Raw genomic sequence first — 17,141 nt, 5'->3', positions numbered from 1 at the left:
CTCCAGACCCGGGCGTCTCGTTCTTATCTTCAATCGCCATTTTCCGGTCTTTCCTTCATCCGGCCCTGCGGGCCAGATCATCGGCGGCAAGCAGCACCTTGCCGTTCTCGACACGCGCCGCCGTCACGGGGACGGAGCCTTCGTCGGCACCGCGCGCCAGCCCCGTCGCAAGATCGAAGACCCAGTTGTGCAGCGGACAGGTGACGGAGGACCCGTGCACGATGCCCTGGCTGAGGGGACCGCCCTTGTGCGGACAGCGGTCATCCAGGGCAAAGACCTCGTCATCCACGGTGCGGAACACGGCAATGCAGCCGCGATCGGTCTTCACCACGCGGGCGCCTTCGCGCGGAATGTCGGCGAGATCTCCGATCGCCACCCAGTTTCTCGTTTCCGCGTTCATTCGGCCGCCTCCGCCTGCAGGATCGCCATCGGTTTGAATTCATGCTTGTCCTTGCCGGACACGCGCTCGGACCATGGATCGACCTGGGCGAATTTCTGGCTGAAGACGAACCGTTCGAAATAGGCTTTCCGCTTGTCTTCATCGTCCATGATCTGGCTGCGGATCTCGTCGTAGCCGATCCGCTTTGCCCACTTGTAGATCCGCTCCAGATAGTGGCCCTGCTCCCGGTACATCTGCGTCAGCGCAACGATGTGCTCGAGCGCTTCTTCCTCGGTCCTGACCAGACCGAGCACCTCGGTGCCCTTGATATCGAGGCCAGCCGCACCGGCGAAATGGATCTCGTAACCGCTGTCCACGCAGACGACACCGATATCCTTGCAGGTGGCTTCCGCGCAGTTCCGCGGACATCCGGAGACGGCAAGCTTGAGCTTGGCCGGCGTCCAGGAGCCCCACATGAATTTTTCGATCTTGATGCCGAGACCGGTGGAATCCTGGGTTCCGAAGCGACACCAGTCCGTCCCGACGCAGGTCTTCACCGTCCGCAAGCCCTTCGCATAGGCCTGGCCCGAGACAAAACCGGCCTTGCCCAGATCCGCCCAGACCGCCGGAAGGTCTTCCTTCTTGATGCCGAGCATGTCGATACGCTGACCGCCGGTGCACTTCACCGCCGGGATGTTGAACTTGTCGACCACGTCGGCAATCGCCCGCAGCTCCTTGGACGAGGTCATGCCGCCCCACATGCGCGGCACGACGGAATAGGTCCCGTCCTTCTGGATGTTGGCGTGCACCCGTTCGTTGATGAAGCGGGACTGGTAGTCGTCGGCATATTCGTCCGGCCAGTCGCTGACGAGATAGTAGTTGAGCGCCGGGCGGCACTTCGCGCAGCCCCCGGAGGACGTCCATTCCAGCTCCTGCATGACGGCGGGAATGGTTTTCAGTTGCTTGGATTTGATGAGCCGGCGCACTTCACTGTGGCCCAGATGCGTGCAGCCGCACATGGGCGTCACCGCAGCCGGATTGTAGGCATCCCCAAGCGTCACCTGCATCAGTTGCTCGACGAGACCCGTGCAGGTGCCGCAGGATGCCGACGCCTTGGTATGCGCCCTGACATCATCCAGCGACGACAGTCCCTTTTCGGAGATCGCATTGACGATCTTGCCCTTGCATACGCCGTTGCAGCCGCAGATTTCCGCATCATCCGGCAAGGCTGCAACGGCCGCCGTAGGGTCCAGGGGGGCGCCCCCCTGATACGCCTGGCCGAAGATCAGCGTCTCGCGCATTTCCGAGACATCCGACTGTTTTTTCAGGAGATCGAAGAACCAGGGTCCGTCGGCGGTTTCGCCGTATAAAACGGCGCCGATGATCCTGTTGTCCTTCAGGACGAGCCGCTTGTAGACCCCGGCAGCCGCATCGCGCAGAACGATTTCCTCGCGATCCTCGCCCTCGGCAAAGTCCCCGGCCGAATAAAGATCGACCCCTGTCACCTTCAGCTTGGTCGCGGTGACGGAGCCCGTGTATTCCGAAGTCCCGCCCAAGAGGTTGTCGGCGATCACTTCCGCCATTTCATAGAGCGGAGCGACAAGTCCGTAACACATGCCGCGGTGTTCGACGCACTCGCCGAGCGCGAAGATGTCCGGGTCGCTGGTGCGCATGTCGTCGCCGACCTGAACACCACGCCCGACATCAAGCGCGACGGACTTGGCAAGATCGGAGGACGGACGGATACCGACCGCCATGACGACGATCGACGCGTCGATCTGGGTGCCGTCATCGAGCCGGATACCCTTCACCCGGCCCGAGCCGTCATCAAGGATCTCGTGGCTGTTGGCCTTGGTGCGCACCTCGATGCCGCGGCGCTTGAATTCCTCTTCCAGAAGAAAACCCGCGGCCGGGTCGAGCTGACGTTCCATCAGGGTCGGCATCAGGTGAAGCACCGTGACGTCCATGCCCTGCATCTTCAGACCGGCAGCCGCTTCAAGGCCGAGAAGACCACCACCGATAACGATTGCACGCCCGCCGTCCTTGGCGGCTTGCAGCATCTTTTCCACATCGTCCAGATCGCGGTAGGTCAGGACCCCGTCAAGGTCCTTGCCCGGAAGCGGGATGATGAACGGGTTGGATCCGGTCGCGATCACCAGCTTGTCGTATGGGGCGCTGACGCCGTTTTCGGCGGTGACCGTCTTGGCGGCGCGGTCGATTTCCGAAACCCTGGCGGACTTGTGGAGGGTGACCCCGTTTTCGCCGTACCAGTCATCGCCATGGGTGATGATGTCTTCATAGGCTTTTTCACCCGACAGGACGGGCGACAGCATCAGCCGGTTATAGTTCACCCTGGGTTCTGCGTTGAATATGGTGACGGCGTAGGCGTCCTTGTCCTTTTCGAACAGGTATTCCAGCATCCGTCCCGGCGCCATCCCGTTTCCGATGATGACAAGTTTCTTCTTTTCCATCGGTCTACTCCGCGGCCTCCGCGTTTGAATAGGCTGCTTCGATCATCACGTTCGAAAGCACCGCGTAAGCCTCGCTCCAGGCGGTTCTGGTGGCATCGTCGAAGGCGTCTCCCAGACCCTGTTCAAGGGTCCAGATCAAGGCCGCGCCAACCGGCGGATAGTGAGAGGGTGTCACCCCGTAGTCGACGTGCCTGACTGCAAGTGTCCTGGCGGCCGGCAGGACTGCATCGAAATCCGAGAGCCCGTTCACGACCACGCCCAGCGTGGTCATCAGCTTGCGGCCCTGCTGCGCGATATCGGAAGTGAACAGCGGTTTGATGTCCGGGGCGATTTTGAAAAGCCGGCCGTAGAACAGCTCGGCCGCCTTGTCGGATATCGGAACGACCTTTGCGAACGAGGCCTGCACGAGCTGGATCTGATCTGGCGTCATGTCTGGTTTCACTCCTGCATTCACTCGGCCGCCTGGACGGCCGCCTTCTGGCGAGCCATGCGGGCTGCACGTTTTTCCTGGATGGATTTCAGCTGTTCTTCGCTGGGGTCCGCACCGCCTTCATAGGCTTCCAGGAAGTCCAGCAACTCTTCGCGGTAGGCGTAGTAGTCCGGGTGTGCGAGCAGCTCCTTGCGCGAGCGCGGACGCGGCAGATCGACATCCATGATGTTGCCGATCCGCGCATTCGGACCGTTCGACATCATGACGACGCGGTCAGCGAGGAGAATGGCTTCATCGACGTCGTGGGTGACGCAGATCGCGGTGACCTGCGTCCGCTTCCACACATCCATCAGGACGTCCTGCAGCTCCCATCGCGTCAGGCTGTCGAGCATCCCGAACGGTTCGTCCAGAAGCAGGAGTTTCGGCGAAAGCGCAAAGGCGCGCGCGATACCGACACGCTGTTTCATGCCGTTGGACAGATCCGCCGCCGCCTTTTGCATGGCATCTGCAAGGCCTACCTTCGACAGGTAGTACTCGATGACGTCGCGCTTTTCGGATTTCGACGCATCCGGGTAGACCTTGTCGACACCGAGGGCGACATTCTCATAGGCAGTCAGCCATGGCATGAGGCTGGGGGCCTGGAACACGACCGCCCGGTCAGGTCCGGCCTGGGTGATATGCGTCCCGTCGAGGATGATCGCCCCTTCCGTGATCGGATTGAGCCCGGCGACCATGGAAAGAACCGTCGACTTGCCGCAGCCGGAGTGGCCGATCAGCGTGATGAACTCGCCCTTGTTCATTTTCAGGTCGAACCCGTCAACGACCGTGAGCGGCCCCTTCGGTGTCGGGTAGACCTTCTTGAGCTGGGAGAACTCGAGGAAGCGATCGTCCTTCACGCTTTCGGCAGCACGCTCGTAAGCGGACGGCAACTTGTCGTTCTTGGCGACCCGCTGCGTGATCGGCACGATGTTCGGCAGAACGATATCCCGCTCCATGTCCGCCCCGCGCTCCGCACCGACAGCCATCAGGTATTCCGTGATATCGGCTCTCAGCTTGATGAAATCGTCATCGTGGTTGAGCTCACCGCGATCGCGCGGACGCTTGAACGGTACCGTGAATTCCGGTCCGAGCGTTGCCTTCGCACCGGGTTTCAACGGCACGATCCGGTCGGCCAGCAGGATGGCCTCATCGACATCGTTGGTGATCAGGACGATGGTCTTCTTTTCCTGCTCGCAGATCGCCGCGAATTCATCCTGCAGCTTGGAGCGCGTCAGAGCGTCCAGAGCAGACAGCGGTTCGTCGAGCAAAAGGAGTTCGGGCTGCATGGCAAGCGCCCGTGCGACGGCGACGCGCTGGCGCATGCCGCCGGAAAGTTCCGCCGGCTTGCGGTCCCGCGCATGGGCGAGACCGACCATCTCGATATACTTGTCGCAGATGGCCTTTCGCTCCTTGGCGGACTTCTTCTTGAAGACCGTGTCGACGGCGAGCGCCACGTTGCCGGTGACCGAAAGCCACGGCATCAGGGAATAGGACTGGAACACCACGCCCCGGTCCGGGCTCGGTCCGTCGATCTCTTTCCCCTTGAAGATCACCCCGCCCTGGTCGGCCTCGATCAGGCCGGCCAGCAGGGAAATCAGCGTGGTCTTGCCGGTTCCGGAGAACCCGACAATGGCAATGAACTCGCCCTCTTCCACCTTCAGGTTTATGTCGTCCAGGACGTCCGTGCGGTTGGCACCCTCACCGTAGGACTTGGAGACACCGGATATTTCCAGAAAGGACATAAATGTCTCCTTAGCGGTTGGCGCTGAACGTGAATGCGCGCTGCAGGGCGAACATCAGACGGTCGAGCATGAAACCGATCAGACCGATGGTCAGAACCGCAACCATGATCTTGGCGAGCGACTGCGACGACCCGTTCTGGAATTCATCCCAGACGAACTTGCCGAGGCCCGGGTTCTGCGCCAGCATTTCCGCAGCGATCAGCACCATCCAGCCCACACCCAGGGACAGGCGCAGACCCGTAAAGATCAGCGGCAGGGACGACGGCAGAACAAGCTTGGTGATGGTTTTCCAGGTCGGCAACTGCAGAACACGTCCGACATTCATCAGGTCCTTGTCCACCGAGGCAACACCCAGCGCGGTGTTGATCAGGGTCGGCCACATGGAGCACAGGGTCACGGTCACGGCCGAAATCAGCAGCGACTTGGACAGCCAGTCATAGGGATTGGCATAGGTGGCCGACACGATCATCGTGACGATCGGCAGCCAGGCGAGCGGAGACACGGGTTTGAAGATCTGGATCAGCGGATTGATCGCACCATTGAACGATCTCGACAGGCCGGAGGCGATCCCGAGCGGGACCGCGATGATCGTCGCGATCAGGAAGCCCAGGCCGACCGTCTTGAGCGACGTTCCGATCTGATCGATATAGGTCGGCTTGCCGGTGTAATTCCGCCACTTGATCTTGTCCGTCTTGCCTTCCGCCTCGTATTTGGCGTTGCGCGTGTCCTGGCGCTCATAGAAAGCGGCCGCCTTTTCGCGTTCGCGGACATGGTCGTCCCACAGGTTCATCGCCTGGCTCCAGACGGCTGCCGGTCCGGGCACGGCGCCAAGGGACGTCTGGACCTGCGGTGCGAGTGCGCCCCACAGAACCAGGAATGCGGCGATGCCGAGGAGCGGGATCAGGAGCACACGCTTCAATTCCCCCATTTGCTCCTTCGGGCTGTCGCCCGCGGCGATCTTCATCAGCGGCACAAGCCAGGAGAACCCGAGCGCATCCAGCCAACCGCCGGTCTTGTTGATCCAGGTGAAGAGTTTTTCTTTCCGGGCGGCCCGGGCGAGATCCGGAGATCCGGCGGTATCGGCATTGGCCATGGGGAGCGTCCACTATTTTGAATTGGAAATTTCAGAAGGGGAGCAGCGGACGGGACGCCCGCTGCTCCGGATGTCCGGATCAGCCACCGACGACTTCGTTACCGTCGACGATCTGCTTGCCTTTCAGGCCGATCGGCAGGCTGTCGATATAGGCGTTCGGCTGTTTTCCGTCGTAGGGAATGCCGTCGATGATGTCGGCTGCCGGCGTCGGGGCGCGGTAGCCGTCGGAATCCCACGGGAAGTCCTCTTCGGCGACATGGCCTTCCTCGACCAGCAGGCGGGCGGCTTTCAGATAGGTTTCCGGCAGATAGACCGACTTGGCGACTTCATCGTACCAGCTGTCCGGCTTGTGCTCCGGGATCTGGCCCCAGCGGCGCATCTGCGTCAGGTACCAGACGGCGTCGGAGTAGTACGGGTAGGTCGCATAGTAACGGTAGAACACGTTGAAGTCCGGGATTTCCCGCTTGTCGCCTTTCTCGAATTCGAACGTTCCCGTCATGGAGTTCGCGATCACTTCCGCGTCGGCGCCGACATATTCGGACCTGGCAAGGATCTCGACGGCTTCCATCCGGTTGGCGTTGTCGTTTTCATCCAGCCACTTGGCGGCACGGATCAGCGCCTTGGTGATGGCAAGCGTGGTATTCGGGTTCTCTTCGGTGAACTCCTTGGTCAGGCCGAAGACCTTTTCCGGATTGTTCTTCCAGATCTGGTAGTCCGTGATGACCGGAACGCCGATCCCCTTGAAGACCGCCTGCTGGTTCCACGGTTCGCCGACGCAATAGCCGTAGATCGTGCCGGCTTCGAGCGTTGCCGGCATCTGCGGCGGCGGCGTCACCGAAAGCAGGGCCTCGCCCTGGATCTGGCCTGAAATATCGGTCTTGGAGTAAAAGCCCGGGTGAATGTCCCCGGACGCCAGCCAGTACCGCAGTTCATAGTTATGGGTCGAGACCGGGAAGACCATGCCCATGTTGAATGGCTTGCCTTCATCGATGAACTGATCGACCACCGGTTTCAGCGCAGACGCCTTGATCGGATGGACAGGCTTGCCGTCATCCTGCATTTCGATATGCGGCTTCATCATTTCCCAGATCTCGTTGGAAACGGTGATGCCGTTGCCGTTGAGGTCCATGGAGAACGGCGTCACGATGTGCGCCTTGGTGCCGAAGCCGATCGTTGCCGCCAGCGGCTGACCTGCAAGCATGTGCGCGCCGTCCAGCTCACCGGTGATGACCCGGTCCAGAAGCACCTTCCAGTTGGCCTGCGGCTCAAGCGTCACGAACAGGCCTTCTTCTTCGAAATAACCGAGTTCGTAAGCGACTGCGAGCGGTGCCATGTCGGTCAGCTTGATGAAACCGAAGGTGAGTTCGTCTTTCTCGACATCGAGCATTTCCGCAAATGCAGACGAAGCCGGCACAAAGGCCGTTGCGGCCATCAGGGCCCCCAACGCCAGCCGGCGGGTCATCTGGAATTTTTTCGTGTTCGTCACGTCCTGTTCCCTCTTGTCTTTTGCGCCCTTGTCCGGACGCCGGCTCAAAATGAAAAAGCCGCCGTCTTGGTCTGCGAAAGGGAGGAGAGGTGCAGACCAGAACGGCGGCTTTGCCTGGGCGTCCGTCAATGGACGCGATATGATTTAGGCCAGCGTCGGCCACGAGATATTGTTAGCATGAAGCGTGCCAACTCGGTCGAAACACCATTTCTTCTTGTTTTTCATTATTTTACCCATACGCCCAATTTTGCATCACGGCACCGGGTGCACGAATTGTTGGCTGACAATTGAGGCAAGTGACAGTTTTTTGTGCAGCGCACACATTCTGATACTCGCTCACCGGATGCGCTCTGCAAGCCCCTGTCATGCCGGTGCGCTGTCAAACAGCCGGATCGATTTTTCCACCGGCGCCGCACCGATCTGCAAGGCATCCCGGTAGAGCGCGGGGGAGAAAATTTCCAGGACATCGGCTTCGCCGGATGCCGAATAATTCGCCTGCCCCCATCTGACCATCTGGTCATAGAACCACTTTCCGTGAACGGGCGACGGCGCCGCGGCCAGTCCGCCGGAGAACTTCAGGAAGTCGGGACGCGCAACCGATGTGGTCGCCCCCAGGCGCACATCGCCGCTGAGTGCCGGGCGGCAGAGATCCGGTGAACAGGCCAGGTAATCCGGTCCTGCAAGCAAACCTGTCAGGTGGTCCACATTCGCAGGATCTGAGCACCAGTCTGCCGCGCGCGACATGGCCCGCATCAGGGCTGCCAGTGTTTCGGGGCTCGAGTGCGCCCACTTTCGCGTCACGCCCAGCACCTTCTCGGGGCTATCCGGCCAGATCGCCTGCTTGTAGGTGACGATACGGCCGGTCCCGGCGGCAACGGCTGCCGTGTTCCAGGGCTCCCCGACGCAGTATCCGTCCAGTTGCCCGGCCGCCAGCGCGTCGGCCATGAGCTGCGGCGGCAAAACCGTGATCTCGACATCCTTGTCCGGGTCGATATCCGCCGCGGCGAGCCAGTAGCGCAATTCGTAGGCGTGACCGGAAAACGGGTGCACGACCCCGAACCGCAAGAGGCTTTGGGTATCGTCGCCCCGCCGCGCAACCGCCTTCGCCAGAGCCGTCCCGGTCGAGGCCGGATCACCGTTCCGGTCTGATCCGAGATCCGCCATTTCCCGCCAGAGCGCCGTTGACACCGTGATGGCATTGCCGCCGAGCCCCAGGATCATCGGGGCCAGCATGGGAACGGCGAGACTGGTCAGGTTCAGGCTCGCGGCGATCGGCATGGGCGCGAGCATGTGGGCAACGTCGAAGTGACCGACGGCGACCCGGTCGCGAATGTTGGCCCAAGAAGATTCGCGCACCAGTTTGAGCGCGATCCCTTCTTCTTCCGCGAACCCGATCTCCCTGGCAGCGACAAGAACCGCGCTGTCCAGAAGTGGAATGAAGCCTGCAAATACGGGTGTCAGCTGCCCCACGACGTTCCTCCGATTTCCGATCTGGCCGCCTCTCCCCGGCAGGTATTCTGGTTTGACATGTTCAATCTCCCAGCAGGCCGCTGGCGATGACGAGGCTTTGCGCCACATCGATGATCTTCCGGCTCTGGTTCATCGCCGTCCGTCGCAGGAGATCGTAAGCCGCCTGTTCGGACAGCCCCTTCGATTTCATCAGGATACCCTTCGCGCGGTCGATGGTTTTCCGGTCGGCCAGCTCCGTGCGCGCGTCCTCCAGCTCCTTTGAGAGTTTTGAAAACGCGTTGAAGCGGCTGACGGCCATATCCAGGATGGGCTTGACCCGTTCGCGTTTGAGGCCGTCGACCACATAGGCGGACACACCGGCGTCCACGGCCGCCTCGATCGACTGGCTGTCGGCCTTGTCCACGAACATGGCGACCGGTCTTCTGACGGCTCTTGAGACCTGGAACATGTGCTCCAGCTGATCGCGATTGGGATTTTCAAGATCAATCACGATCACGTCCGGATTGATTTCCGAGATCTGGCGGACAAGCCCGTCCATGTTGTGAACGAGAAGCACTTCGTCATGTCCGGCATCGCGCAGCCCCTCTTCGATGATGGACGCCCGGATCTTGTTATCATCGATGACGAGGATCGAAATTCCGCTACTCATGCCCGCATTATGCGCAGAGCCATTTTTTGTGCAATAATTTTGTTGCAGTGCAATAGAATTTCACACCTGCTGTCAACAAGGCAGCGTGCGCTCCCGCCTCCCGCGAGAGATCCAGCGCGTCAGAACGCCCGAAATCCCGATGAAAAAGGCGTCAAGGGACGTTCAGACGTCCCTGGACGCGAACAGCATGAAGGCGTCAGGTGATGACGTCCGGACCGGCTCGGTTCAATTGAGCGATACCGGCAATTTCATGCGCTGCCGCGATCACCGGCGCGAGCGCTGACTGGACGTCCTGGTCCAGCTTGCCCGGATCGGTTTCCAGCTGTTCGATGTAGAGCCGCAGGGTCGCCCCTTCGGTTCCGGTTCCAGACAGCCTGAAGACGGCACGCGCGCCGTTTGTGAAGCGGATACGCAGTCCCTGATTGCTGCTTTTCGATCCGTCGATCGGATCTTCATAGGCAAAGCTGTCGGCACTCTCGACGGTCAGACCGGCTACGGACTGCCCGGCGAGCGAAGTCAATTGACTGGTCACACGATCCATCAATGCGCTCGCGTCCGCGTTCGGCAGCGCCTCGAAATCGTGCCGGGAATAATAGTTCCGGCCGTATTTCTTCCAGTGATCCTGAACCAGGTCGCCAACCGAGCACTTTCTGGCCGCCAGGATATTCAGCCACAACAGGACGGCCCAGAGCCCGTCTTTCTCGCGCACGTGATTGGAGCCCGTTCCGAAGCTCTCCTCGCCGCAGATCGTCGCGCGTCCGGCGTCGAGCAGGTTGCCGAAGAATTTCCACCCGGTGGGCGTTTCGAAACACTCGATGCCGAGATCATCGGCGACCCGGTCGGCAGCGCCGCTGGTCGGCATCGAACGGGCAACGCCTGAAATACCGTTTGCATATCCGGGCGCCAGATGCGCGTTTGCCGTCAGGACGGCAAGACTGTCGGAGGGCGAAACGTAGAAGTTCCGGCCGAGGATCATGTTCCTGTCGCCGTCACCGTCCGAGGCCGCCCCGAAATCGGGCCCGGCATCGCTCATCAGTTCGGCCATCAGTTCCTTGGCCCAGGCCGGGTTCGGGTCCGGGTGCCCGCCGCCGAAATCGACGGATGGCTCGGCATTGATCGCGCTTCCTGCCGGCGCCCCCAGAGAGCCTTCGAGGATCGCCCTTGCGTAGGGGCCTGTGATCGCATGCATCGCATCGAAGCGGACGCGGAACCCGGACGCGATAAGCGCGCGGATCGCGTCGAAATCGAACAGTTCCTTCATGAGGGCTTCGTAATCCGTCACCGGATCGACGATCGTGAGGATCATGCCGCCGATCTTCTGGTTTCCAAGACGATCGAGATCCGCGTCCGGCGTCTCGACCGTGACATATTGGGAGATCGTCTTCGTCGCCTCATAGATGGCTTCCGTCACTCCTTCGGGGGCCGGGCCGCCGTTCGGGATATTGAACTTGAGGCCGAAATCCTCGTCGATGCCGCCGGGATTGTGGCTCGCGGACAGGATCAGGCCGCCATCCGTCGAATTCTTGCGGATCAGATGAGACGCAGCCGGTGTCGACAGAAGCCCGCCCCGCCCGGCAATGACCCTTTCCGCACCGTTTGCGGCTGCCATGCGCAGGATGGTCTGGATCGCTTCGGCATTGAAATAGCGGCCATCGCCGCCGACCACGAACGTCTTGCCCGCTGCCCCGCCGATCGCCTCGAACACGGACTGAACGAAATTTTCGAGGTAGTGCGGCTCCATGAAGACCCGTGTCTTTTTGCGCAAACCGGATGTTCCGGGCTTCTGTCCGTCAATCGGTTTGGTTGCAACCACTTTGATGTCCATGTCAGTCGTCTCCGTCCGGATAGGTATTTGCGCGTCCTGCAGCGTGCATGATCCCTGCCGTCTCGTTGAGGGCTGGAACACCGCCGAGAGTTTCAAGCGGTGCATCATAGATGCGACGCCAGTTTGAATGTTCGTCGATCGTCCCCGGCAAATTCTGCGCCTCTTCCTCGCCGAGTATGTCGTCAAGCTGCACCGACGTCATGGCAACGGGCGCGTGCGCCAGCCGGGCGTGAACGGCCGGTCCGGGCTCGCTCCCGTCCGGAACGAGAGCCGCGACCGAAGATCGGCGGTCTTCACGCAGGCGCCCGGCCCCATCTGCGTCGATCCAGCCGAGCCTTTGCCACCAGTCGATGTCCCGTCCCGCACAGTAGCCGTGGAGCGTCGGCGTATCGTGCGTTGCGAAACACGCCAGACTGTGAGGGCGCAGATGGGCCGGATCGCGGAAAGACCCGTCCGGTTCCTTCTCGTATTGCAGAACGGAATATCCGTAGAGGCCGCGCGCACTGAGCGCGTCGCGGAACCCGTCCGGAACCAGCCCGAGATCCTCACCGACCACGACACAGTCGGCGCGATGCGCCTCTATCCCGACCAGTGCAAGCAGTGTCTCGAACGGCTGCTGAACATAGGCCCCTGGGCTGCCGTCATCCGGGATCCAGAAGCTGCGGTTCAGACCGAGCACGTGGTCGATGCGGATGATCCCGGCGGACCGCATGGTTTGCCGGAGCACGCTGCGCAGATTGTGATAGTGCGTTTTTGCGCTCAGCAACGGCGCGAAGGCGGCCAATTGCCAGTTCTGGCCTTCTGGACTGAGATGGTCCGGCGGTGCGCCGAGGGAGACCCCGGTCGCCAGGCTGTCCTGGCCCATCCAGGCTTCGGCCCCGTCGCGGCGGGCACCCACGGCAAGGTCCAGGTACAGCCCGAGCGGCATGGAATGTGCACTTGAAATCCGCTCCAGCTGCGCATTCGCGACCCACTGCAGCCACTTGTGAAAATCGGTCTCCTGCGGATCGACGCTAGAGTGCGGAGCCGTTTTCGGGTCCCGGATCGCATCGGGCCAGAGCTGCCAGTTCTCGCCATGTGTCACGGCGAGCGTTTCATAAACGGCGAAAAGCTGCAGGTCATCCCCGCCGGCCTGATCGAAAAGACGGAAGCGTGATCGGGCACCTTCGTCCGCGTCCTGCATGAATAGAGCGAACAGATCTCTCAGCAAGGGCTGCAGCCGCGCGCGGTACTGCTGATAGTCGATAGCGCGGACGTCCCGATCGGCCGCGTCACGGACCCGGCCCACAAGCTCCGCTGCCCGTTGGTTTTCTGCAAGACCTGGAATGCCGTCAGCGGCGATATGCAGCGTATTCAGAAAACCGCGGTGCGACGGTGAATAGGGACTGGCAATGTCGGTTGTCGACCAGCCCCAGTCATGGATCGGATTGATGCCGAGAAAACTGGCCCCCTTCTGCCCGAGCGTTCCGGCAAGCGTAGCAAGATCGGCATAGTCACCCATCCCGAGATTGCGTTCGGATTTCAAACCGTAAAGGGCGGCAGTGACGCCCCAGACGCGCTCCGTTCCGAGGCGCGATGCGAGCGAAGGCGTGCGTTCCGGAGCGGCGGGGACGAGGGCAACCTGTGTGCGGTCACCGGTGGCGACGCTCAGGAAATAGACCCCCACCTCCAGCGGAGGCAGATCCACATGGTGCTCGGCAAAGCCCTCCACGATCTTCCGGCCGTCTTCGTCGCTCAGCGACCAGTCACAGGATTGCCTGACCGGAATAGTCGCGCCGTGCCCGGCGGTCACGACAAATTCGGGCGATACGATGTGAGCGTCCCGCTCCGACCGGAGAAGCTCCAGAGCGCGCTCCGCCTCCGTGTCGGTTTCAGCGCTGATCCGCATCGCCCGGAGCATTGCGCGCCGGGTATCGTCGCCGGTTCGGTGCTCATTGCCGTCCAGATTGTAAAAGACCGGGAGCACGCCGCAGAGCGCCGCCAGTTCGTGTAACGCAGTCCCGCTCATGCGCCGCCGCCTGACGCGATCAGGGCCAGAACGGCAACCGATTGTCCCCGGACAGGAACCATGTCTACCGCGGCTTCGGATTTCGGGAAGGCCTCGTCGGCCGAGGTGTCCAGTTCAAGCCGCCAGAAGAAGCCTTCTGCTGCATCGGGCAACCGTGCGTTCAGGTCGTCACCATCGCGGTTGAACAACAGCAGCAACGTGTCGTGAACCTGGGCTTCCTGCGGGCATTCACCCGATCCCCTGAGGATCAGGGCGAAGGACGACAACCCCGGGTCCCGCCAGTCGAGCGGCCTGCAGTTGAAGTCCAGCCACTCGACATCCGGCAGCCCATCGAGCGCGCGCGTCGCGCCGTGCAGGAACCGGGATTGCCTCAGGCTGGAGTGGCTCTTGCGCAGCGCTGCAAGCCCGGCGACGAAGTCGGCAAGCGCGTCGTCCCGGTTTTCCCAGTCGATCCAGCCGATCGGGTTGTCCTGGCAATAGGCATTGTTGTTGCCGCTCTGGCTGTTGCCGATTTCGTCGCCCGCAAGCAGCATCGGTGTGCCTTGAGACAGAAACAGCGTTGCCAGCAGATTGCGTTGACGGCGCGATCTGTTGGCCACGATCAAGGGATCGTCGCTGTCGCCCTCAACCCCGAAATTGTCGCTGAAATTTGCGTTGTGACCATCTCGGCCGTCTTCGCCGTTCGCCATGTTGTGACGCCGCGAATAGCGGGTCACGTCGGCCAGTGTGAAACCGTCATGTGCGGTGATCAGATTGACGGAAGACGACGCCCGGCGGCTGTCCCGGTCGAACTGGCTTGCAGACCCCAGAACGCAGCCCGCCAGTTCCTGGGTGCTGTGATCGTCACCGCGCCAATAGCGGCGGCTCGTATCGCGGAACCGATCGTTCCACTCACTGAATTCGGGCGGAAACTGGCCGAGCTGGTATCCGCCCGGTCCAATATCCCAGGGCTCTGCGATGAGGTGCACATCGGCAAGAACCGGGTCCTGCCTCAGGGCGTCAAAAAATCCGCCGTTCGGGTCGAAGCCGTGCGCTTCTCGGCCGAGCGTTGTTGCCAGATCGAACCGGAAACCGTCGACACCCATGACCTCGACCCAGTAGCGCAGACTGTCGAGGATCATGCGCAGCACGAACGGATGGGAGGCATTGACGGTGTTCCCGGTCCCCGTGTCATTCACATAGTAGCGGGACTGACCCTGTATCAGACGGTAGTAGGACGCATTGTCGATGCCGCGAAAATTGAACGTCGGTCCCCGGTGATCCCCTTCCGCCGTGTGGTTGTAGACCACATCGAGGATCACCTCGATGTCCGCTGCGTGGAACCGTTCGACCATCGCCCGGAACCCGGCCCGCCCTGCCGGTCCGTGGTATCGCGGTTCGGGCACGAAAAACCCGATCGTGTTGTAGCCCCAGTAGTTCCTGAGACCCTTCTTTGCAAGGAAGGCGTCATCGACAAATGCATGAACGGGAAGAAGCTCGATGGAGGTGACGCCGAGTTTCTGCAAGTGTTCAAGCACCGCATCCGAGGCCAGACCCTCATAGGTCCCGCGGAGCGCCTCCGGAACACCACCGAACTGTTTGGTCAACCCCTTCACATGGGCCTCGTAGATCAGCATCTCGTTCGGCCGCCAGTGCGGCCGCTCCGCACCGGGAACAAGGGGCTCTGGCGCGCTCACCACCGCTTTCGGGACATAGGCGGCGCTGTCCAGCGAACTGAACGAGAGATCGCCTGCAGGATCGGAGGGGTCGAAGCCGAGAAGGGCTTCATGCTGCCGGAACGCCCCCCGCAACTCCCGCGCATAAGGGTCCAGAAGCAGCTTGTTCGGATTGAAACGATGTCCATGCTCGGGCGCATACGGCCCGTGCACCCGGTATCCGTACAGCGTTCCGGGCTGAACGCCCGGCAGATAGCCGTGCCAGACAGGGCCGCTGCGCTCCGGCAGGGCGACCCGTGCGGTCTCGCTGGCGCCATCGGCGGAAAAGAGACAAAGCTCCACCTTCTGCGCGTTGGCCGAAAAAAGCGCAAAATTGGTACCTTCGCCGTCAAAACGGGCGCCCAGCCGGTTTGGTGAACCCGGCAGCATCTGTGTGCTCATCCGGCACCCTCGCTTCGGCTGTCAAAAAGAGACCGAAACAGGGCCTCATACTCGGTGGCCGAGCTGTCCCAGCCAACCGGGTGGCGCATCGCGTTGCGCATCAGTGCCGCCCAGCGCTTGCGGTCCGCAAACAGGGTGCAGGCACGGTCGATGGCGTCTGAGAGGGCTGCTGTGGTCACCGGCGCAAACTGGAAGCCGGTCGCGCATCCGGCCTTGATGGCAGCATCATTGGCATCGATGACCGTATCCGCGAGACCACCTGTGCGCGACACGACCGGAAGGGTCCCGTAGCGAAGCCCGTAGAGCTGGGTGAGACCGCACGGTTCGAAACGCGAGGGGATCAGGATCGCGTCGGCACCCGCCTGCATCAGATGGGAGAGCTTCTCGTCATAGCCGATGATCGCACCGACGCTTCCGGCATGCGCGACCGCAGCGCTGCGAAACGCGTCCTCCAGCTGGCTGCCGCCGCTTCCAAGCAACGCCAGCCGGCCGCCCCTCCCGACCAGGGTCGGCAAGGCATCCAGAAGCAGGTCCAGCCCCTTTTGTTCCGTCAGGCGGCTGATGACACAGAACAGCGGGGCGTCGGGGTTTGCAGCAAGGCTGAACCGTTTTTCGAGCGCTGCCCGATTGACGGCTTTGCGTTTGAGCGTTCGCGCCGTGTAATTCTCTGCGATTGCCGGGTCCGTCTGCGGATCCCAGACCTCAAGATCAATCCCGTTGAGGATCCCGGTAAGGTCGGCCCTGCGCGCCTGAAGGAGACCGTCGAACCCCATGCCGAATTCCGGTGACATCAGCTCGCGTGCATAGGTCGGGCTGACCGTCGTGATGCGTTTTGACGCGACAACCCCCGCCTTCAGAAAGCTGATCTGGCCGTAATACTCATAGCCTTCTGGAGAGAACCCGTCCGGATCGAGTTTCAGCTCGTCCGTCAGGTCCGAAGGAAACAGGCCCTGGAAGGCGATGTTGTGGATGGTCAGCACGCAGGGAATATCGGCCCCTTCCTGGTGAAGGTGCCAGGGAGCAAGACCCGCCTGCCAGTCATGAGCGTGCAGGATATCGGGCCGCCAGCCATCGATGCCGTTGAGCGCGACACGAACGGCGGCCTCGCAGAGCGCGGCGAAGCGTTGCGCGTTGTCGGACCAGTCTTCCCCGCTTTCATCGAGATAGATCCCCGCACCCCGGTCGTAGAGACCGGGCGCATCCAGCAGGATCAGTGAAATCCCCTCAGCCTCGACGCAAAGGAGACGCGCGGGACTGCCGTGCAGAACCCCGAGGTCCAGCTCGAAGTGCGCCTTGCCGGCGAGTCCTTTCAGTGCCGGGTAAAGCGGCAGGATGATGCGGCTGCTGACACCATGCGGTTCGAGCGCTTTCGGCAATGCACCGACGACATCGGCAAGTCCTCCGGTTTTTACGAATGGCGCGCATTCGGAAGCAACAAGGAGGACGTTCATCT

General features: G+C 61.7%; 12 protein-coding genes. All 12 read right to left on the bottom strand.

From position 1 onward, the window contains the following. Nucleotides 1-55: 55 nt before the first annotated feature. The gene (nirD, locus tag ACO08A_RS17060; RefSeq protein ID WP_306141623.1) at nucleotides 56-400 is read right to left on the bottom strand and encodes a nitrite reductase small subunit NirD; all 345 of its coding nucleotides are present in this window, start codon (nucleotides 398-400) and stop codon (nucleotides 56-58) included. Beyond that, entirely contained in the window at nucleotides 397-2,850 is a 2,454-nt protein-coding gene (gene nirB / locus ACO08A_RS17055; protein ID WP_422037176.1) for a nitrite reductase large subunit NirB, read from the bottom strand. Before nirB ends, nirD begins: the two co-directional genes overlap by 4 nt. Nucleotides 2,851-2,854: 4 nt before the next feature. Beyond that, nucleotides 2,855-3,280, bottom strand: coding sequence for a globin family protein (locus ACO08A_RS17050; RefSeq protein ID WP_422037175.1), 426 nt, complete (start codon nucleotides 3,278-3,280; stop codon nucleotides 2,855-2,857). A gap of 20 nt (nucleotides 3,281-3,300) precedes the next feature. Continuing rightward, the gene (locus ACO08A_RS17045) at nucleotides 3,301-5,061 is read right to left on the bottom strand and encodes an ABC transporter ATP-binding protein (RefSeq protein ID WP_422037174.1); all 1,761 of its coding nucleotides are present in this window, start codon (nucleotides 5,059-5,061) and stop codon (nucleotides 3,301-3,303) included. 10 nt (nucleotides 5,062-5,071) lie between these two features. Continuing rightward, nucleotides 5,072-6,154, bottom strand: a complete 1,083-nt coding sequence (locus ACO08A_RS17040) for an ABC transporter permease (protein WP_422037173.1) — start codon at nucleotides 6,152-6,154, stop codon at nucleotides 5,072-5,074. Nucleotides 6,155-6,233: 79 nt separating this feature from the next. Next, nucleotides 6,234-7,586 (bottom strand): CmpA/NrtA family ABC transporter substrate-binding protein, encoded by a 1,353-nt coding sequence (locus ACO08A_RS17035; RefSeq protein WP_422041770.1) that lies wholly within the window; start codon nucleotides 7,584-7,586, stop codon nucleotides 6,234-6,236. A 417-nt stretch (nucleotides 7,587-8,003) separates the two neighbouring features. After that, nucleotides 8,004-9,110 (bottom strand): CmpA/NrtA family ABC transporter substrate-binding protein, encoded by a 1,107-nt coding sequence (locus ACO08A_RS17030; protein WP_422037172.1) that lies wholly within the window; start codon nucleotides 9,108-9,110, stop codon nucleotides 8,004-8,006. Nucleotides 9,111-9,171: 61 nt separating this feature from the next. Beyond that, nucleotides 9,172-9,759, bottom strand: a complete 588-nt coding sequence (locus ACO08A_RS17025; protein ID WP_306141629.1) for an ANTAR domain-containing response regulator — start codon at nucleotides 9,757-9,759, stop codon at nucleotides 9,172-9,174. A gap of 196 nt (nucleotides 9,760-9,955) precedes the next feature. After that, nucleotides 9,956-11,584 (bottom strand): alpha-D-glucose phosphate-specific phosphoglucomutase, encoded by a 1,629-nt coding sequence (locus ACO08A_RS17020; protein ID WP_422037171.1) that lies wholly within the window; start codon nucleotides 11,582-11,584, stop codon nucleotides 9,956-9,958. Nucleotide 11,585: 1 nt separating this feature from the next. Further along, nucleotides 11,586-13,592, bottom strand: coding sequence for a 4-alpha-glucanotransferase (gene malQ / locus ACO08A_RS17015; protein WP_422037170.1), 2,007 nt, complete (start codon nucleotides 13,590-13,592; stop codon nucleotides 11,586-11,588). Further along, a complete protein-coding gene (glgX, locus tag ACO08A_RS17010) occupies nucleotides 13,589-15,688 on the bottom strand; it encodes a glycogen debranching protein GlgX (RefSeq protein WP_422037169.1) in 2,100 nt (699 codons plus the stop codon). The genes malQ and glgX overlap by 4 nt, the downstream gene beginning before the upstream one ends. Continuing rightward, nucleotides 15,685-17,139, bottom strand: a complete 1,455-nt coding sequence (gene glgA / locus ACO08A_RS17005) for a glycogen synthase GlgA (protein ID WP_422037168.1) — start codon at nucleotides 17,137-17,139, stop codon at nucleotides 15,685-15,687. The genes glgX and glgA overlap by 4 nt, the downstream gene beginning before the upstream one ends. Nucleotides 17,140-17,141 lie beyond the last annotated feature (2 nt).

Source organism: Roseibium sp., assembly GCF_965232425.1.
Taxonomy (GTDB): Bacteria; Pseudomonadota; Alphaproteobacteria; order Rhizobiales; family Stappiaceae; genus Roseibium.
This window is presented reverse-complemented; position numbering and strand designations above follow the sequence as displayed.